The sequence below is a fragment of the Amycolatopsis sp. NPDC001319 genome (genome assembly GCF_042896185.1).
Taxonomy (GTDB): Bacteria; Actinomycetota; Actinomycetes; order Mycobacteriales; family Pseudonocardiaceae; genus Amycolatopsis.
This window is the reverse complement of record NZ_JBIAWY010000004.1, coordinates 302,126-323,497: the sequence shown is the minus strand read 5'-3', so window position 1 is coordinate 323,497 and position 21,372 is coordinate 302,126. Positions and strand designations below refer to the sequence as shown.

Annotated in this window: 2 protein-coding genes; both read right to left on the bottom strand. The window is 73.8% G+C overall.

The window, feature by feature from the left end:
- Positions 1 to 125: 125 nt before the first annotated feature.
- A complete protein-coding gene (locus ACFY1H_RS16600; protein ID WP_386947258.1) occupies positions 126 to 5,423 on the bottom strand; it encodes a type I polyketide synthase in 5,298 nt (1,765 codons plus the stop codon).
- Positions 5,420 to 21,271: an SDR family NAD(P)-dependent oxidoreductase gene (locus tag ACFY1H_RS16595; protein ID WP_386947257.1), complete on the bottom strand. Its 15,852-nt coding sequence runs from the start codon at positions 21,269 to 21,271 to the stop codon at positions 5,420 to 5,422. The genes ACFY1H_RS16600 and ACFY1H_RS16595 overlap by 4 nt, the downstream gene beginning before the upstream one ends.
- Between the last annotated feature and the right edge of the window lie 101 nt (positions 21,272 to 21,372).

The following is a 21,372-nucleotide window of genomic DNA, read 5'->3' as shown; positions in this document are numbered from 1 at the left end:
CCACGGTCCCAGGTTCGCGATCCGCGTCTTTCCCCCGAGCGTCGAGCGCCGCCCGCTCCGCTCCCCCGGACACGACGACGGGCCGCCCACAGTTTCCACTGTGGACGGCCCGCTTCTCGTTCTCGCTAGTGCGCGCCGAGCTCCTCGTCCAGCATCGCGAACAGCTCGTCCGCGCTGGCGTCTTCGACCTCGTCGTCCCCGGAGAACTCGCCCACGACGGACTTCAGCCGGTCCACGACCTTGCCCCGCACGTCGGCGTCCGCGCTCCGCAGCGCCGCCACCAGCTCCTCCACGCGCACCTCGACGTCGGACGGGCCGTCCGCCACGGACTCCGCGAGGAACTCGGCCAGCACCTCCACCGAGGGGTAGTCGAAGATCAGCGTGGCCGGCAGCCGCAGCCCGGTCACCACGTCGAGGCGGTTGCGCAGCTCGATCGCCGTCAGCGAATCGAAGCCCAGCTCGATGAACCCCTTGCGCGGGTCCACCGCACCGGCGTTCTCGTGGCCCAGCACCACCGCGGCCGTGCCACACACCAGGTCCACGACGGCCCGCGGGCGTTCTCCCGCGGGCAGCGAGGAAATCCGGCCCCACGAGTCGTCGACCACCTCGGCCCGGCGTCGCGTCGACCGTTTGACCAGCCCCCGCAGCATCGCCGGCACGCTGTGCGCGTCGGCCCGCAGCCCGGACAGGTCCAGCCGCACCGGCACCAGCGCCGGTTCCGTGGTCCCGAAAACGGCGTCGAACAGCTCCAGACCGTCCGCAAAGGACAGCCCGAAGACGCCGGAGCGGGCCATGCGGATGAGGTCGGTGTCGCCGAGCTCGCCGGACATGCCGCCCTCGGACCACAGGCCCCAGGCCAGCGAAACGCCCGGTAGCCCGGCTGCGACGCGGTGCTGCGCCAGCGCGTCGAGGAACACGTTCGCCGCCGAGTAGTTCGCCTGGCCGGCCGCGCCCAGCGTGCCGCCGGCCGACGAGTACAGCACGAAGGCCGCCAGGTCCATCGACGCCGTCAGCTCGGACAGGTGCCACGCGGCGTCGACCTTGGGCCGCAGCACCGCGTCCATCCGCTCCGGCGTCAGTGACAGCAGCACACCGTCGTCGACCACCCCGGCCGTGTGGATCACCGCGGACAGGGAAACCCCGTCCAGCAACGAAACCACCGCGTCACGCGAAGCCAGATCGCACGCGACCAGCGAAACGGAAGCTCCCAGCTCTTCCAGCGACGCCACGAACTCGGGCGCGCCCGGCGCGTCGAGGCCGCGCCGGCTGGTCAGGAGCAGGTCCCGCACGCCGTACGACGTCACCAGGTGCCGCGCGATCAGCTTGCCCAGCACGCCGGTCGCGCCGGTGACCAGCACGGTTCCGCCGAGCTGCACCGGCTTTTCATCCGGCACGAACTTGGCCAGCCGGTGCACGAGCACCTGGCCGGCACGCACGGCGACGCCGGGCTCGTCCGCGTACATCGCCCCGAGCACCTCGGCGACCGGCACCGGGCCGTCGTCGAGGTCCACGACCAGGAAGCGGTCCGGGTACTCCAGTTGCGCCGTCCGCACGACACCCCAGAGGGCCGCGTGCGTCAGGTCGGCCACCGCCTCGTCCGGCCGGGTGCCGATCGCACGCCGCGCCACTACAACCAGCCGTGACGCAGCCAGCACGTCCTCGCCGACCCACGCCTGGGCGAGGGCCAGCAGCCGGTGCACGGCTTCGCGCGCTCCGGCCGGCGTGGCGACCTCGGGCGCGGCGAACGGCACGAACACCACATCCGGCACGGCGTCGCCACCGTGGATCCCCGCGACCAGTGCTTCGAAGTCCGCGAAGGTCTTCCCACCGAGACCGAAGACGTCCTCGCCGAGCACCGCCGACGTCACGGCCGCGGCCGGCTCACCGGACCACGCCGGCCATTCGACGCGGAACAGCGAGTCGTCCACCGCCGAACGCTCGGCCGCCGCGAACGCGTCGTCCGCGATCGGCCGCAGCGCCAGCGATTCCACGCTCAGGACCGGCGACCCGCTCGGGTCGGTGGCCGTGAGCGACACCGTGTTCTCGACGTCCGACGAGATCAACACCCGCAGGCTCGACGCGCCGCCGGCGTGCAGCGACACCCCGGACCACGCGAACGGCAGCACCGGCTTGTCCTCCGTCGGCCCGGCGAGGCCGATCGTGTGCAGCGCGGCGTCGAGCAACGCGGGGTGCAGGCCGAACGCTTCGGCGTTCGCGTGCTCGGGTACCGAGACCTCGGCCGCCAGCCGGTCACCCACCTGCCAGACGCGGCGCAGCCCGGCGAACACCGGGCCGTAGTCGAAGCCCTGGGCGGCGAGGTCGTCGTAGCGGCCGGTCACGTCGATCTCGGCCGCGCCCGCGGGCGGCCACTCGGCGGCTTCCGGCCGTGCGTCCACAGTGGACGAAAGGCGGCCGCTGCCGTGCTGAACCCACTCGTCAGCGCCTTCGGCCTGCGAGTAGATGCCCAGCGTTCGGGTGCCGTCCTCGTCCTGGGAGCCGACCGTGACCTGCAGCCGCACCCCACCCTGCGCGGGCAGGATCAGCGGCGCGGCCAACGTCAGCTCGTCGAGCCGCGCGCAGCCGACCTCGTCGCCGGCCCGCACGGCCAGCTCCACGAACGCCGTGCCCGGGAACAACGCCGCCCCCTGCACCACGTGGTCGGCCAGCCACGGCTGCGCGCTCAGCGAAAGCTTGCCGGTGAGCACCACACCACCCGAGTCGGCCGCGACCACCACGGCACCCAGCAACGGGTGCCCCGCTTCGCGCTGACCGACCTCGGCCACACCCCGGACGCGGGCGCCGGTCGGGTTGTCGAGCCAGTAGCGCTTGCGCTGGAACGCATACGTCGGCAGCTCCACCCGGTGCGCGCCGGCGTAGAACGCCTCGAAGTCGACGGGCACCCCGGCCGTGAACAGCGTCGCGACCGCCGTGGCCGCACTCTCGGCCTCCGGCCGGTCCTTGCGCAGCACCGGCACGAACGTCGCCCGTTCGTCGCCGGCCAGGCAGCTCTGCCCCATCGCGGTGAGCACCGCACTCGGTCCGACCTCGACGAACGTGGTCACTCCGTCGGCCAGCACCGTGCGCATCGCGTCGGCGAACCGCACGGCCTCGCGCACCTGCCGGACCCAGTAGTCCGGAGTGGACAGATCGCCACCGGCCGTGGTCACGATGGGAATCGCCGGCGCCGAGTAGTTCACCTGCGCCGCCACCGTGGCGAACTCCGCCAGCATCGGCTCCATCAGCGGCGAGTGGAACGCGTGCGACACGCGCAACCGCGACGTCCGCGCGAACTTCTCCGCGACCGCCAGCACCGCGTCCTCGACCCCGGACAACACGACCGAATCGGGTCCGTTCACCGCGGCGATCCCGACGCCGTCGATGAGCCGGATCTCGTCCTCCCGCGCCTGCACGGCGACCATCGCGCCGCCACGTGGGAGCGCCTGCATCAGCCGCGCCCGCGCGGCCACCAGCCGGCACGCGTCGGCCAGTGAGAACACACCCGCGCAGTGCGCGGCCGCCAGCTCGCCGATCGAATGCCCGACCAGCCGACCCGCCCGCACGCCCCACGTCTCCAGCAGCCGGAACACCGCGACCTCGACGGCGAACAGCGCCGGCTGCGTGTAGCCGGTCTCGTCGAGCTTGTCCGCGTCCGCCAGCAGTTCGCGCAGCGGCGTGTCCAGGTGCGGATCCAGCTCGGTGGCGACCTCGTCCAACGCGGCGGCGAAGACGGGATGGGCCGCAGCCAGCTCCAGGCCCATCCCCGCCCGCTGCGCGCCCTGGCCGGTGAACAGGAACGCCGTTTTCCCCGGCGCCGCAACACCTTCGACAATTCCGGCCGGCGCGCGCCCGGCGGCATACTCCGTCAACGCCCGCACGGCACCGGCGCGATCGGCCGCCACGACCCCGGCCCGGTACTCGGCCAACGTTCGCGTGGTCACCAACGAGAGCCCGACGTCCGCCGCCGACCCCGAAACCTCGGCCAGCCGGCCCGCCTGCGCCCGCAGCGCCTGGGGCCCAGTGGCCGAGAACAGCCACGTCACGGGCCCGCCCTCGGCCGAAGGCTCGGGAGCCGGGTCACCCTGCTCCACGATCACGTGCGCGTTCGTCCCGCTGATCCCGAACGAAGACACCGCGGCCCGCCGCGCGCGCCCGGTCTCCGGCCACGCCCGCTCGTCGGCGAGCAGCGCGACCGTGCCGCCGGACCAGTCGACGTGCGGCGACGGCTCCTCGGCGTGCAGCGTGCGCGGCAGGACACCGCGTCGCAGCGACTCCACCACCTTGATCACACCGCCGACGCCGGCCGCGGCCTGCGTGTGGCCGACGTTCGACTTGAACGAGCCGACGTACAGCGGCCGTTCGGGCGTCGTCACCTTGCCGTAGGTCGCGATCAGTGCCTGTGCCTCGATCGGGTCACCCAGCTTCGTGCCTGTGCCGTGCGCCTCGACGAAGTCCACATCGGACAGTTCGAGCCCGCCGTCGGCCAGCGCCGCGCGAATCACGCGCTGCTGCGCCGGGCCGTTGGGCACCGTGATGCCGCTCGATGCGCCGTCGGAGTTCACCGCGCTGCCGCGCAGCACGGCGAGCACGTGGTGACCGTTTCGGCGAGCGTCCGAAAGCCGCTCCAGCAGCAGCATCCCGGCGCCTTCCGAGCAGCCGACGCCGTCGGCGCCGCTGCCGAACGCCTTGCAGCGCCCGTCGGAGGACAGCCCGTGCTGCTCGCTGAAGTACACGAACATGTCCGGCGTCACCATCACCGTCACGCCGCCGGCCAGCGCCAGGGAACACTCGCCGCGCCGCAGCGCCTGCGCCGCGAGGTGCATGGCGACGAGCGAAGAGGAGCACGCCGTGTCCACCGACACCGACGGACCTTCGAGCCCGAGCGTGTACGAGACGCGCCCGGAGATGAGGCTGCCGTCGCTGCTGCCCGCGCCGTAGTCGTGGTACATCACGCCGGTGAACACGCCGGTGCTGGTGCCGCGCAGCGTCGCCGGCACGATCCCGGCGCGCTCCACCGCTTCCCACGCCGTCTCCAGCAGCACGCGCTGCTGCGGGTCGAGCGTGAGCGCCTCCCGTGGCGAGATCCCGAAGAACTCCGGCTCGAAGTCGGCGGCTTCGGGCAGGAAACCGCCTTCGTTCGAGTACGTCGTGCCGGGCCGGGAACCACTGGGGTCGTGGATCGACGCCGTGTCCCAGCCGCGGTCGGCCGGGAACTCGCCGATCGCGTCGACGCCGCCCGCGACCAGCTGCCACAGCTCGTCCGGAGTCGTGACGCCGCCGGGGTAGCGGCAGCCCATGCCGATGATCGCGATCGGCTCGTGCAGCCGGGCGGAGAGCTTCTTGTTGTCCGCCTTGAGCCGTTCGTTGTCCGTCATGGACTGCCGCAGCGCGGCGACGATCTGCTCGGTCGACGGGGACTGGGTCACCGGGACTCACCTCGTTCGTCGGTCTGGTCGCCACCCATCGCGGAGCGGACCAGGTCGGCCAGGTCCATCGCCGCGACTGCGGACGCGGCTTCGTCGTTCTCTTCGAGCGCACTGTCCTCTTCGGACTCCGGCAGCAGTTCCGCCAGGAGGTGGCGGGCCAGCGGGAGCGGGCTCGGGTAGTCGAAGATCAGCGTCGCCGGCAGCCGCAGCCCCGTCGCCGCCCCGAGCCGGTTGCGCAGTTCCAACGCCGCCAGTGAGTCGATGCCGAGGTCTGTGAAGCCCTTCTCGACCCCGACGGCCGAAGCGTCGTCGTAACCCAGGACCGCCGCCGCGTGCTCGCACACCAGCTGCAGCGCCGCCGCTTCCCGCTCGCTCGCCGCCAGCGCGGTGACCCGATCGGCGAAACCGGCCTCGGGTGCGGCGGTCACCGCGGCCGTCGCCGCCCGCCGGGACGGAGCCGTCAGGAGGCCACGCAGGAGCGGGGCCACGCGGTCGGCTTCCTTCAGGTCGGCCAGCTCCACCGGCACGAGTGCCGGCCGCCGCGCCGCGAGCGCGGCGTCGAACAACGCCAGCCCGTCTTCCGCGGTCAGCTCCGCGACGCCGTACCGGGCGATGTGCGCCAGGTCGACCTCGCCGTCGGTGCCTTCCCACGGACCCCAGGCCAGGGCGGTCGCCGGCAGGCCCTGTGCGGCCCGGTGCTCGGCCAGCGCGTCGAGGAACACGTTGCCCGCCGCGTAGTTGGCCTGCCCCGCGGCCAGCAACAGGCCGCCTGCCGACGAGTAGAGGACGAACGCCGCCAGGTCCCGCGACTCCGTGAGCTCGTGCAGGTGCCAGGCCGCGTCGACCTTCGGCCGCAGCACGGTCTCGACCTGCTCCGGAGTGAGGGCGCCCAGCACCGCGCTGTCCATCTGCCCCGCCGCGTGGACCACGGCGGTGAGTTTCGGCAGCGTCTCCAGCAGCCCCGCCAGGTCGGCGCGGTCGGTGACGTCGCACGCGGCCACGGTGACCTTCGCGCCTTGCCCGGCGAGTTCCTCGACCAGCTCCCGCGCACCCGGGGCGTCGAGGCCCCGCCGGCTCGTGAGGACGAGGTCGCGGGCGCCGCGGGCGACCAGGTGCCGGGCCAGCAGCCCGCCGAGCAGACCGGCGCCCCCGGTGATCAGCACCGTGCCGTCGGGGTTCCACTCGACCGGCTCGCCGATTTCGGTCACGCGCACCAGCCGCGGCACGCGCACCTCACCGGCACGGACGACCGCCTCGGGCTCACCCGAAGCCGCCACCGCGGGCAGCGCCTGCGCGGACTCGGCCTTGCCGTCCACGTCGACCAGCTGGATCCGGCCCGGGTTCTCGGCCTGCGCGGCCCGCACCAGACCCCAGACCGGCGCCTGCGCCAGGTCCGGCGTGTCCGCCTCGACCGCACCGCGGGTGACGACCAGGAGCTTGCCGTCGTCGAACCGGCCGAGCCAGTTCTGCAGCAGCGCCAACGTCTTCTGCACGGTCGCGTGGACGCGGGCCGGCACGTCGCCGTCCTCGGTCGCGACCGGCAGCACCAGCACGTCGGCCGCCACCGGCTCGGCGTGGACGGGCAGGCCCAACCCGAGATCGTCGGCACCGAGCACGGCCCAGCCGTCGATCGACGGCGCCAGCCGCACACCCGACGCGGGCGACCAGTCGATGCGGTAGAGCGAGTCCGGCACCTTCGCGCCGAGCTGGCTCTCCGACACCGGCCGCGTGACCAGCGACTCGATCCACGCGACCGGCGCACCGGCCGCGTCGGCGAGCGCCAGCTCGGCCCCGTTCTCCGTCTTGCGCACCCGCACCCGCAGCGCCGTGGCACCCGCCGCGAACAGTGAGACCGCGTTCCAGGCGAACGGGATCGTCGTCTCGGTCAGCGCCTTCGGGCCGCCCGGCACGAGGAAGTCCGTCGCGCCCAGCGCGGAGTCGAGCAGCCCCGGGTGGAGGCCGAACTCGCCGGCCGCCGTGCCCTCGGGCAGCGCCACCTCGGCGAACACCTCACCCTCGTGCAGCCAGACCGCGCGCAGGTTCCGGAACGTCGGGCCGTAGCCGAAGCCGAGGTCCGCGAGGTCGTCGTAGAGCCCGGTCAGGTCCACGGCCTCGGCGCCCGCCGGCGGCCAGGCCGCCAGGTCGAACTCCGCCGCCGTCGTTCCCGTAGTGAGCGTGCCCGCCGCGTGCTGCGTCCAAGCCCCGCGCTCGGCGGCCCGCGAGTGCACCGAGAACTCCCGGCGGCCACTGGCGTCCGGAGCCCCGACGACCACGCGCAGGTCCACGCCGTCCTCGGGCAGCAGCAGCGGTGCCTGCTGGGTCAGCTCCTCGAGCAGGCCCGCCCCGACCTGGTCGCCGGCGTGCGCGGCCAGCTCGACGTACGCGGTGCCGGGCAGCATCGTGCGGCCCATCACCACGTGGTCGGCCAGCCACGGCTGCGTCGCCGTGGACAGCCGGCCGGTGAGCACCGCGCCGCCGTCGGGCAGCTCCACCAGCGCACCCAGCAGCGGGTGCGCGGCGGACTTGGCGCCCAGCGAACCGACGTCGCCGGTGCCCTTGGTCCCGTCGAGCCAGTAGGACTTGTTCTGGAACGCGTACGTCGGCAGGTCCACAGTGGACGCACCGCGGCCGGCGAACAGCGCCCGCCAGTCGAGGGCCGTGCCCCGCGAGTACAGCGTGCCGAGCGCGGTGAACAGCGTGGTCACCTCGTCGCGGCCGCGCCGCATCGCCGGCACCTGCACCACGCGGTCCGGCCGTTCGGCGGCCGCGGTGTCGCTTTCGCGCGCCATGCCTGTGAGGACCGCGTCCGGGCCCAGCTCCACGAACCGCGTGACGCCGGCGCCCAGCAAAGTCGTGACCCCGTCGGCGAACCGCACGGCCTCGCGAACGTGCCCCACCCAGTAGGCGGGCGAGCACAGCTCGGCGGCCGTGGCGATCCGCCCGGTCACGTTGGACACCACCGGAATCGCCGGGGCGGAATAGCTGAGGCTTTCGGCAACCGCGCCGAACTCCGCCAGCATCGGCTCCATCAGCGCCGAGTGGAACGCGTGCGACACGACCAGCTGCTTCGTGCGGCGCCCGGCGTCGGAGAACGTGGCCATGGCCGTCCGGACCGAAGCTTCCGGCCCGGAGATCACGACCGAGCGCGGCCCGTTGACCGCGGCGACGTCGACGTCGGACGGCAGCGCGGCCCGCACCTCGTCCTCCGTGGCCGCGATCGCGGCCATGGCGCCCCCGCTCGGCAGCGCCTGCATCAACCGGCCGCGAGCGGCGACCAGCGTGCAGGCATCGGCCAGCGACAGCACCCCGGCCACGTGGGCCGCGGCGAGCTCACCGATCGAGTGCCCGGCCACGTAGTCGGGCGCGGCGCCCCACGACTCCACCAGGCGGTAGAGCGCGACCTCGATCGCGAACAGCGCGCACTGCGTGTAGGCGGTCTGGTTGAGCAGCTTCCCGTCGTCGGAGCCCTTCTCGGCCCAGATAGCCCGCTTGAGCGGCACGTCCGTCTCGGAGAGACCGCGAATATCGCCGTCGAACAGGCCGCAGATCTCGTCGAACGCGCCGGCGAACACCGGGAAGGCCTCGTACAGCCCGCGGCCCATGCCCGGCTGCTGCGCGCCCTGGCCGGTGAAGAGGAACGCGGTCAGGTCGGCCGCACTGATCGTGCCGGTCACGGTGCTCGCCGGGGTTCCGCCGGTGGCGAGCCCGTCGAGCGCCTTCAACGCGGCCTCGCGGTCTGCGGCCAGCACCACCGCGCGGTGGTCGAGCGCCGCGCGACCGGTGGCGAGCGAGTACCCGACGTCGATCGGGTCCAGTTCCGGGTTGGCCCGCAGGTGCTCGGCGAGCCGGGCGGCCTGGTCGGCCAGCGCCTGGCCCACCGATCCCGCGAGCGGCAGCGGCACCACCGGCAGCGCCGGAGCACTGGCGCGCGGCGCCTCCACAGTGGACGGCGGCGCCTCCTCGATGATGATGTGCGCGTTGGTCCCGCTGATGCCGAAGGACGAGACCCCGGCACGGCGCGGCCGCCCGTTCGGCAGCCACGGCCGGGCCTCGGTCAGCAGCTCGATGTCGCCCGTCGTCCAGTCGACGACCGGCGACGGCGCGTCGACGTGCAGCGTCCGCGGCAGCAGGTTGTGCCGCAGCGCCTGCACCACCTTCATCACGCCGGCCGCACCACCGGACGCCTGCGCGTGACCGATGTTCGACTTCACGGAGCCCAGGTACAGCGGGTGTCCCTCGGGCCGGTCCTGGCCGTAGGTCGCGAGCAGGGCCTGCGCCTCGATGGGGTCACCGAGTTTCGTGCCCGAACCGTGCGCCTCGACCGCGTCCACTTCGGACGGACGCAGCCCACCGGCGGCCAGCGCCGCGTGGATCACGCGTTCCTGCGAGGGGCCGTTCGGGGCGGTGAGCCCGTTGGACGCGCCGTCCTGGTTCACCGCGCTGGAGCGCACGACGGCGAGCACCTCGTGGCCGTTGCGCTGCGCGTCGGACAGCCGCTCCAGCAGGAGCAGGCCCGCGCCCTCGGCCCAGCCGACGCCGTCGGACGCGGCGGAGAAGGACTTCGAGCGGCCGTTGGGCGAAAGCACCCCCTGGCGGCTGGAGTCGACGAACAGGTCCGACTGCGAAAGCACCGTCACGCCGCCGGCCAGCGCCAGCCCGCACTCGCCGGCCCGCAGTGCCTGCACCGCGAGGTGCAGCGTGACCAGCGAAGACGAGCACGCCGTGTCCACCGTCATGCACGGACCTTCGAGCCCCAGCAGGTAGGAGATGCGACCGGAGACGACCGCGCCGGAGCTGCCGTTGGGGATGTAGGCGGCGACGTCGGCGGGCGCGCCCGGGGCCCGGCTGCCGTAGTCGTCGTACATGGCGCCGGTGAAGACGCCGGTCAGGCTGCCGCGCAGCGCGGTCGGGTCGATGCCGGCGCGTTCGATGGCCTCCCACGCCGTCTCCAGCAGCAGCCGCTGTTGCGGGTCCATCGCCATGGCCTCGCGCGGGCCGATGCCGAAGAACGCCGGGTCGAACTCGGCGGCGTCGTGCAGAAACCCGCCCTGGTTGGCGTAGGTCTTGCCACGCTTGCCGCGTTCGGGGTCGTAGATGCCCTCGGTGTCCCAGCCGCGGTTGGTCGGGAAGCCGCTGACCGCGTCGACCTCGTCGACGAGCAGCCGCCACAGGTCCTCGGGCGACCGCACGCCGCCGGGGTAGCGGCAGGCCATGCCGACGATCGCGATCGGTTCCTGCATCGAAACACCGGCGGCGTTGGTGCGCGTGGTCGACTTCTTGGTGACCGCGCCGAGCAGCTTGCCCTTCACGAAGTCGGCGACGGCCTTGGCGGTCGGGTGGTCGAAGATGAGCGTCGCCGGGAGCGAGAGCCCGGTGGCGGTGCCAAGCAGGTTGCGCAGCTCCACCGCCGCCAGGGAGTCGAACCCGAGCTCCTTGAACGCCCGGGTGCCGTCCACTTCGGACTTGTCCGCGTAGCCGAGCACGGTGGCCACCTGCGTGCGGACGAGATCCAGCAGCACACGGTCGCGCTCGCTCTCGACCAGGGCGGCCAGCTCGTTCGCCAACGCGTTGTCCGCGCTGGCGGCCTTGGTTTTGGCGACACGGCGGGCCTTCGGCGGCACGAAGCCGCGCAGCAGAGCCGGCAGCTCGTCCGTGCGCGCCTTCAGCGCGGGCACGTCGACCCGCAGCGGCGCGACCACAGCGTCTTCCGTGGCCACCGCGGCGTCGAACAACGCGAGTCCCTGCTCCGCGGTGACCGCGGGCAGGCCCAGCCGAGCCATCCGGGCGAGGTCGGCCTCGGCGAGGTCGCCGCCGAGGCCGGTGTTCTCGGCCCACAGCCCCCACGCCAGCGCCGTCGCCGGCAGGCCCGCCGCGTGGCGGTGCTGTGCGAGGCCGTCGAGGAACGCGTTGGCCGCGGCGTAGTTCGCCTGGCCGGCGGGCAGGACCTGGCCGCCGGCGGAGGAGAACAGCACGAACGCGGACAGCTCACGCGAAGCGGTCAGCTCGTGCAAGTGCCAAGCGGCGTCGACCTTGGGCTTGAGCACGGAGTGCAGTTGGTCCGCGGTCAGCGAGTCGAAGACCCCGCTGTCAGCCGTGCCGGCGGCGTGAACCACAGCGGACAGCCGCGGCAACGCCTCGAGCAGCTCCGCGATGGCGGCGCGGTCGGCGACGTCGCACGCCGCGACGGTGACCGTGGCGCCGAGGTCCGTGAGGTCGTCGGCCAGCTGCGCGGCACCCGGGGCATCGAGGCCGCGGCGGCTCGTCAGCACGAGGTCGCGCACGCCGTGCTCGGCCACGAGGTATCGCGCCAGCAGGCTGCCGAGCCCGCCGGTACCGCCGGTGACCAGCACCGTTCCTTCGCCGAACGGCGAGACCCCGGTGGTCTCGGTGCGGGCGTACCGCGGCACGAGCACCGAACCCGCGCGGACCGCGGACTCCGGCTCCCCCGACGCGACCGCGGACGCGATGTCGCCGGGCGTGGTGGCGGTGTCGGCGTCCACGAGGAACACCCGGCCCGGGTGCTCGGCCTGCGCGGCGCGCGCCAGACCCCAGAGGGCGCCTTCGGTGACGTCCACTCCCGCGCCGCCGGCCGCCGTCGCGGAGTGCGTGACGACCGCGAGTTTCGTGCCCGCGAACCGCGGCTCCGCCAGCCAGGCCTGGATTTCCGCCAGCAGCCAGGCCGCGTGCTCGCGGGAGACCTCCGGCACCGCACCTTCGCGTTCCGGGACCGAGAGCGTGACCAGCTCCGGCACCGGCTCACCTCGATCGACGGCCCCGATCAGGTCCGCGAACCCGGCGTAGGTGGCGGCCACCCCGACCCGGCCGCGGCCGACGGCCACGACGGCAGTGGCGGCCGCCGGTGCGGTGCCGGGCTGCCAGGCGATCTTCAGCAGCGAACCGTCCACAGTGTCCGGTGCGGCCGAGAGCTCCTTCTGCACCGGCCGCGAGACCAGCGACTCGATCGTCGCGACCGGCCGGCCCTCGCTGTCGGCCACCTCGATGGCCGAGAGCTCGTCGCCGTCCAGCCGCACGATGCGCACCCGCAGGACCGCGGCGCCGACCGCGTGCAGCGTCACGCCGTTCCACACGAACGGAAGCAGCGTCGCGCCGCTCGGGTCGCCGAGGAGGTCGGCGTGCATGGCGGTGTCGAGCAGTGCGGGGTGCAGGCCGTAGGCGCCGGCCGTGGCCGCGGCCGGTTCCGGCAGCGCGACCTCGGCGAACACCTCGTTGCCCCGGCGCCACGCGGCCTTGAGGCCCTGGAACGCCGGACCGTAGCCGTAACCGCGGTCGGCGAGCAGCTCGTAGGCGCCCTCCACCGGGATCACGCTCGCCCCCGGCGGCGGCCATTCGGTGAGCCCGGCGGGCTCGGGCCGGGCGACGGCGGACAGCGTGCCGAGCGCGTGCTGCGTCCACTCGCCCTCGGTGTCGGCCGGGCGGGAGAACACGGTGACCGGACGACGGTCGTCGGCGGCCGGGCCGACCACGACCTGCAGCGCGACCGCACCGTCGGGCGGCAGGACGAGCGGTGCCTGCAGCGTCAGCTCCTCCACCACCGGCAGGCCGACCTGGTCGCCGGCCGCGACGGCCAGCTCCAGCAGACCGGTGCCGGGCACGAGGATCGCGCCCTTCACCACGTGGTCGGCCAGCCACGGCACCGACGCGGCCGACAGCCGGCCGGTGAGCACCGTGGTGTCCGAACCGGACAGCGGCACCACCGCACCCAGCATCGGGTGCGCCAGCGGCTGCTGGCCGACGGCCGTGACGTCGCCGGACGGCGTGGCGTCGAGCCAGTAACGCTTGTGCTGGAAGGCGTACGTCGGCAGGTCGAGGCGCACCGGACCGTCGCCGAGCAGCAGGCCGAGCTTGGCCGCACCCCGCGCGTGGAGGCGGCCGACGGCGGCCAGCGCCGTGCGGACCTCGTCCTGGTCGCGCCGGCCGAGCGGGACGAACACTGTGTTGCCGTCGCTGTCTTCGGCGCTCTGCGGCCCGAGCACCGACAGCACGCTGTCGGGCCCGAGCTCGAGGAACGTCCGGACGCCGCTCTGTGCCAGCGTCTCGACCGCCGCGCCGAAGCGCACGGTCTCGCGGACGTGCGTGACCCAGTACTCCGGCGAGCGCAGCTCCTCGTCGGTGGCCACGCGGCCGGTGACGGTGGAGACGATCGGGATCCGCGGCGCCGCGTACGTGAGCCCGGCGGCGACCGCGGCGAACTCGTCGAGCATCGGGTCCATCAGCGGCGAGTGGAACGCGTGGCTCACGCGCAGCCGGCGCGTCTGGATGTCGCCGGCCAGGCGCTCGATCTCCGCGACCACGTCGGCGGCACCCGAGACCACCACGGCGGCGGGCCCGTTGACGGCGGCGATGCTCACGTCGTCGTGCCCAGCCAGCAGCTCGCGCACGGTCGCCTCCGGCGCCGCGAACGCGACCATCGCGCCCGGCCGCTCCGAAAGGGCCCCCATCAGGCGGCCGCGGGCGGCGACCAGCTTGGCGGCGTCGTCGAGCGAGAGCACCCCGGCGACGTGCGCGGCGGCCAGCTCACCGATGGAGTGGCCGGCGAGCGCGTCGGGGACGATCCCCCACGACTCGGCGAGCCGGAAGAGGGCGACCTCGACCGCGAAGAGCCCGGTCTGCGTGTACTGCGTCTGATCCAGCAGCCCACGGTCGGCGAGCGCAGTGGTGCCGAAGACGACGTCGCGCAGCGGCACGTCGGTGTGCCGGTCGACGGCCGCGCACACCGCGTCGAAGGCCTCGGCGAACACCGGGTAGGCCTCGGACAGCTCGCGGCCCATGCCCACGCGCTGCGCGCCCTGGCCCGAGAACAGGAAGGCGAGCTTCCCGTCGGTGACCTGGTCGGATGCGGCCTCACCGGTGGCGACGGCGTCGAGCCCGTCGGCCAGCTCGGCCACCGTCCCGGCGACGACCACCGCGCGATGCTCCAGCGAAGCCCGCGTCGCGGCCACCGAACGCGCGATCTCCGCAACCGCGGCGTTCTCGTGCTCGGCCAGCCACGACCGCAGCCGCACCGCCTGCCCGCGCACCGCGGCGGCGGACCGGCCGGACAGCGCGACCGGCACCACGGCCTGCGTCTCCGCCGGCTGCGCGCGCTCGATCTCGGGAGCCTGCTCCAGGATCACGTGGGCGTTGGTGCCGCTGATGCCGAACGACGACACGGCCGCACGCCGCGGGTGGCCGTCGGCCGACCAGTCCTGCTGCTGAGTGAGCAGCCGCACCGAACCCGCCGCCCAGTCGACCACTGTGGACGGACGGTCGACGTGCAGCGTGCGCGGCAGCTGCTCGTGCTGCATCGCCAGGACCATCTTGATGATGCCCGCGACACCGGCGGCGGCCTGCGTGTGGCCGATGTTGGACTTGATCGAACCCAGCCACAGCGGCTCTTCGCGCTCCTGGCCGTAGGTGGCCAGCAACGCCTGAGCCTCGATCGGGTCACCCAGCGTGGTGCCGGTGCCGTGGCCTTCGACGGCGTCCACTTCGGACGGCGTGAGCCCGGCGTCGGCCAGCGCGCGAGTGATCACCCGCTGCTGCGAGGGACCGTTGGGGGCGGTGAGGCCGTTGGACGCGCCGTCGTGGTTCACCGCGGAGCCGCGCAGCAGCGCGAGGACCGGGTGACCGTTGCGGCGGGCGTCGGACAGGCGCTCGACGAGCAGCATGCCCGCGCCCTCGCCCCAGCCCGTGCCGTCGGCCGCGTCGGCGAACGAGCGGCAGCGACCGTCGGCGGAAAGGCCGCGCTGGCGGGAGAAGTCGACGAAGGTGTCCGGAGTGGACATCACCGTGACCCCGCCGGCGAGGGCGAGCGTGCACTCGCCGCGGCGCAGCGCCTGCGCCGCCCAGTGGAGGGCGACCAGCGACGACGAGCAGGCCGTGTCGACCGTGACCGTCGGGCCTTCCAAGCCCAGCGCGTAGGACACGCGGCCGGAGACGACGCTGGCGAGGCTGCCGTTGCCGAGGTAGCCGGCGATGTCGTCGGACACCGTGCCGAGCCGCGTGCCCCAGTCGTGGTACATCACACCGGCGAAGACACCGGTCGCGCTGCCGCGCAAGGAAACCGGGTCGATGCCGGCGCGTTCGAACGCCTCCCAAGACACCTCCAGCAGCAACCGCTGCTGCGGGTCCATGGCGGCGGCCTCACGCGGGCTGATCTCGAAGAAGTCGGCGTCGAACTCGGCGGCGTCGTGCAGGAAGGCGCCGTGCTTGACGTAGGAGTGGCCGGGCTTGCCGGGCTCCGGGTCGTACAGCGCGTCGACGTTCCAGCCGCGGTCGGCCGGGAACGGCGTCAGCGCCTCCTCGCCGTCGGCGACCAGCCGCCACAGGTCCTCCGGCGTGGTCACACCACCCGGGTAGCGGCAGGCGATGCCGACGATCGCGATCGGCTCCTCCGGGTCGGCGGTCGTGACCGGCGCGATCGGCTGCGCCGGCGCGAGCCCGGCCAGCCGGCCGACGAGGTACTCGGCCAGCGCCCGCGGCGTCGGGTAGTCGAAGACGAGCGTGGCGGGCAGGCGCATGCCGGTGACGGAGTCGAGGATGTTGCGCAGCTCGACCGCGGCCAGCGAGTCGAACCCGATCTCGCCGAACGGGCGGGCCGGGTTGATGGCGTCGGCGCTCTCGTGGCCGAGTACGGCCGCGACGTGCGTGCGCACCAGGTCGAGCACCGCGCGGTCGCGGTCGGCCTCACCGAGGTGGGCGAAGCGGCCGGCGAACTGCTGCTCCGGCGTCAGCTCACCGGAGACGACCGCGGCGGCGGCCCGGCGACGACCGGCGGGGGCGAGTCCCCGCAGCACGGCCGGGACGTCCTCGCCCCGGCCCCGCAGCGCGGACCGGTCGATGCGCGTCGGCACCACGGCCGGCGCGCCCGAGACCAGCGCCGCGTCGAGCGCGGCCAGGCTTTCGGCGACCGTCAGCGGCGCGAGGCCGAGCCGCGCGATGCGGCTTCGGTCCGCTTCGGACAGCGTGGTCCCCATGCCGAGGTCGCCGTCCCACAGGCCCCACGCGAGCGACGTGGCCATCTTGCCTTCGGTGCAGCGGTGCTCGGCCAGCGCGTCGAGGAAGGTGTTGCCGGCCGCGTAGTTCGCCTGGCCCGCGCCGTCGGCGAGGCCCGCCGAGGACGAGAACAGGACGAACGCGGAGACGTCACCGACCAGCTCGTGCAGGTGCCAGGCCGCGTCGACCTTCGGCGCCAGCACGGCGTCGAGCCGCTCTTCGGTCAGGGAGCCGATCATGGCGTTGTCCAGCACACCGGCGGTGTGCACGACGGCGGACAGCGGCTGCTCGGCCTTCTTCAGCGCGGCGGACAGCGAACGCTTCTTGCTCACGTCGGCGGCGGCCACGGTCACGCTCGCGCCCAGCTCGCGCAGGTCCGCGACCAGCTCGGCCGCGCCCGGGGCGCCGGCACCGCGGCGGCTGACCAGCAGGAGGCTGCGCACGCCGTGGTTCGTCACGAGGTGGCGCGCGACCTGCGCGCCCAGGCCACCCGTGCCGCCGGTGATGAGCACGGTGCCCTCGGCGGACCACGCCGGCCGCTCGGCGTCGCCGGTGAGCCGCACCAGGCGGGCCGCGTGCACCGCGTTGCCTTCGATGCGCAGCTCCGGCTCCCCCGAGCCGAGCGCGGTGGCGAGCGTCGCCGCCGTGACCGCGCCTTCGATCAGCACCACGCGGCCCGGGTGCTCGGCCTGAGCCGAACGCACGAGGCCCCGCACCGCGGAGTCGGCCAGCTCACCGCGAGTCAGCACGACCAGCCGCGAATACTCGTAACGCTCGTTCTCCAGCCACTGCCGCAGCACGGCCAGCACGCGGTGCGCGGCCTGCTTCGCGGCGGTGGCGACGTTCTTGCCCCGCACCGAAACGGGCAGCAGCACGGCCTGCGGAACGTCCACCAGCGACACCAGCGCGTCGGCGACCGGCACGTCGAGGCCGGCGACCGAGCCGAGCGCGGCGAGCGTCGGCAGTTCGGCGCCGGACGTGACCGGCGTCCACTCCACGGTGTAGAGCAGGTCCCGCGCCTGCGTGCCGAGATCGGCACCGCGCACGGCCCGCGAGCGGAACGACTCGACCGACAGCACCGGCGCGCCGGCCGGGTCGGTGATCTCCAGCGTGACCCCGCCGGTGGCGGGCGACGTGATCCGCACGCGCACCTCCGTCGCGCCGGATGCATGCAGCCGCACGCCGGTCCACGCGAACGGCAGCCGGATCTCGTCGGCCTCCCGCGCTTCGCCCGGGGCGAAGTCGGTGGCGTGCAGCACGGCGTCGAGCAGCGCCGGGTGAATGCCGAACGCGGCGTCCTTCTCGGCGGGCAGTGCGACCTCGGCGTACACGACGTCGTCTCGCCGCCACGCCGTGCGCAGGCCCTGGAACAGCGGGCCGTAGCCGTAACCCTGCTCGGCCAGCTCGCCGTACAGCTCGGCGGTGGCGACGACCTCGGCCCCGGCGGGCGGCCACTCGGTCAGGCTCGCCGGCTCCACGAAGGGACCGGTCGCGAGGACACCCACGGCGTGGCGGGTCCAGGCGGCGTCGGCGTCGTGGTCAGGACGCGAGTGGAACTCGATGGTGCGGCGGCCGTCCTCCTCCGGACCGACCACGGCCTGCAGCGCGACCCCGCCGGTCTCCGGCAGCGCGAGCGGCGCCTGCAGCGTCAGCTCGTCGAGCACGCCGCAGCCGGCCTGCTCGCCGGCGTGCAGCGCCATCTCGACGAACGCCGTGCCGGGCAGCACCGCGGAGCCGGCGATGGTGTGGTCGGCCAGCCACGGGTGCGTCCTCAGCCCGACGCGGCCGGTGAACACGAGCCCGTCGCCCGCGAGGCCGATCTCCGCGGCCAGCAGCGGGTGGCTCGACGCGAGCTGGCCGAGATCGGCGGCGTCGCCGTGCGAAACGGGAGCGGTGAGCCAGAAGTGCTTGCGCTGGAAGGCGTACGTCGGCAGATCCACGCGGCGGGCCGGGCCGAAGAACGCGGTCCAGTCGACCGGCACGCCGCGCGTGTGCAGCTTGCCCAGCGCACCGGCGAGGGTGGTGACCTCGGCGTGGTCGCGGCGCTGCGCGGCGGTGAAGGTGATGGTGTCGGCGTGCGGGCCGGTGGCGGCCATCGCCGAAAGGACGGCGTCGGGGCCGACCTCGATCGCGGTCGTCACGCCGGCTTCGGCCAGCGTCGCCACGCCGTCGGCGAAGCGCACCGCGCGGCGGACGTGCCACAGCCAGTAGCCCGGTGAGCACAGCTCCTCGGGCTTCGCGAGGCGGCCGGTCACGTTGGACACCACCGGAATCGCCGGCGGCGCGTAGTCCACGACCTCGAGGATCTCGCGGAACTCCGCCAGCATCGGCTCCATCAGCGGCGAGTGGAACGCGTGCGACACGCGCAGCTCACTCGTCTTGCGGCCCTGCAGCCGGAACACGGTGGCGACGTCCTCGACCGCGTCGCGCTCACCCGAGACCACGACGGACGACGGTCCGTTGACGGCCGCGATGCTCACGCGGTCGTTGAGCAGCGGCTGCACCTCGTCTTCGGTCGCGGCCAGCGCGACCATCGCGCCTCCCTCCGGCAGCGCCTGCATCAGGCGACCCCGGGCGGCGACGACCAGGCACGCGTCGGCCAGCGACCAGACGCCGGCGATGTGCGCGGCGGCGAGCTCACCGATCGAGTGGCCGAGCAGCACGTCGGGCTTGACGCCCCACGACTCCAGCAGCCGCGCGAGCGCGACCTCGACTGCGAACAGGGCGCACTGCGCGTACTGCGTGTGGTTGAGTTCGTCGGCGTTGTCCCCGAAGAGTACGTCGCGCAGCGGCTGGTCCATCTGCACGTCGAGGTTGTCGAGGGCCTCGTCGAAGACCTCGGCGAACACCGGGTAGGCGAGGTAGAGCTCCCGGCCCATGGCCAGGCGCTGCGAACCCTGGCCGGTGAACAACATCGCGAGCTTGCCCGGCGTGCGCTCGCCGGTGACCACGGTGGCGTCCTGCTCCCCGGCGGCCAGCGCGGCGAGCCCGCGGACGGCGTCGGCGGTGTTCTCGGCGACCACCACGGCGCGGTGGTCGTGCGCGGCACGCGTGGTGGCGAGGGAAAACCCGAGGTCCGCAAGGTTCTCGGTCTCCACAGTGGACACCAGCTTGGCGGCCTGCGCACGCAAGGCGTCCTCGTCCCGAGCGGACACCACCAGAGGCACCACCGGCAGCTTCTCGGCCGGCGTTTCCTCAGCTTCGACGGCCGGGGCCTGCTCGATGATCACGTGGGCGTTGGTGCCGCTGACCCCGAACGACGACACCCCCGCGCGCCGCGGCCGCTCGACCGGCGGCCACTCGCGCGCCTCGGTCAGCAGCTCGACGGCACCGGCCGTCCAGTCGACGTGCGGGGTCGGCACGTCGACGTGCAGCGTCTTCGGCAGCACGCCGCGGCGCATGGCCTCGACCATCTTGATCACGCCGGCGACACCGGCGGCGGCCTGCGTGTGGCCGATGTTGGACTTGATCGAGCCCAGCAGCAGCGGCGTCTCGCGCTCCCGCCCGTAGGTGGCGAGCAGCGCCTGCGCCTCGATCGGGTCCCCGAGCCGCGTGCCGGTGCCGTGCGCCTCGACGGCGTCCACTTCGGACGGATCAAGTCCGGCATCCGCCAGCGCTCGCGTGATCACGCGCTGCTGCGAAGGACCGTTGGGCGCGGTGAGGCCGTTGGAGGCGCCGTCGGAGTTGATGGCCGAACCGCGGACCACGGCGAGCACGGTGTGCCCGTTCGCCACGGCGTCGGACAGCCGCTCCAGCACGAGCACACCCACGCCCTCGGCGAACCCCGTGCCGTCGGCCGCCGCGGCGAACGCCTTGCACCGACCGTCCTCGGCGAGGCCACGCTGACGGCTGAACGCGGTGAACGTGCCGGGTGCGCCCATCACGGCGACACCGCCGGCGAGCGCGAGGTACGTCTCGCCGCGCCGCAGCGCCTGCACGGCGAGGTGCAGGGCCACCAGGGAACCCGAGCACGCGGTGTCGACCGTCAGCGTCGGGCCTTCGAGACCCAGCGAGTAGGCGACGCGCCCGGAGACGACGCTCGGCGCGTTGCCGGTGAGGAGGTAGCCGTCGAGGCCGTCGGGAGCTTCGTGCAGACGCGGACCGTACTCCTGGGCCTCGGCGCCGATGAACACGCCGGCGGGCGTGCCGCGCAGCGTGGTCGGGTCGATCTTCGCCCGCTCCAGCGCTTCCCACGCCGTCTCCAGGACGAGCCGCTGCTGCGGGTCCATCGCCGACGCCTCACGCGGCGCGATGCCGAAGAAGCCGGCGTCGAACTCACCGGCGTCGGGCAGGAAGCCGCCGGACGCGACGTAGCTGCTGCCGGGCCGGTCTGGGTCCGGGTCGTAGAGCTTGCCGAGGTCCCAGCCGCGGTCGGTCGGGAAGCCGCTGATCGTGTGCACTTCGTCCGCGACCAGCTGCCACAGCTGCTCGGGCGAAGCCGCGCCACCCGGGTACCGGCAGCCGATGCCGACGATGGCCACCGGCTCGTCGTCGTTGCCGCTGCGCGCGCTCAGTCCACTGTCGACGGTCTCCTCCCCGAACACCTGCGCGTGCAGGAACCGCGCGACGGCGGCCGGGGTCGGGTGGTCGAACGCGAGCGTCACGGGCAGGTCGAGCCCGGTGGCGTCGGTGAGCTGCGCGTGCAGCTCCACCGCCGCCAGCGAGTCGAACCCGTGGTCGGAGAACGCCTTCTCCGGGTCGAGGACGGCCGGCACCTCCGGGAGCACGGCCCGGAGCGCGGCCCTGGTGGCGCTGTGCACCACGTCCGCGACGAACGCCGCCCGATCGCCCGGCGGCAAGTGCGTCAGCCGCTGGCCGAAACCGGATTCCGGATTCTTGTCTAACTCACGCATAACGCACTCCACCGCTGTAGCAAGGCAGCATTCATGGTCGTCGGAGGGATCGTAAGTCGGCTCAGTGCCGGCCCGGATCCCCAGAAAAAGCCGCTAGGGGC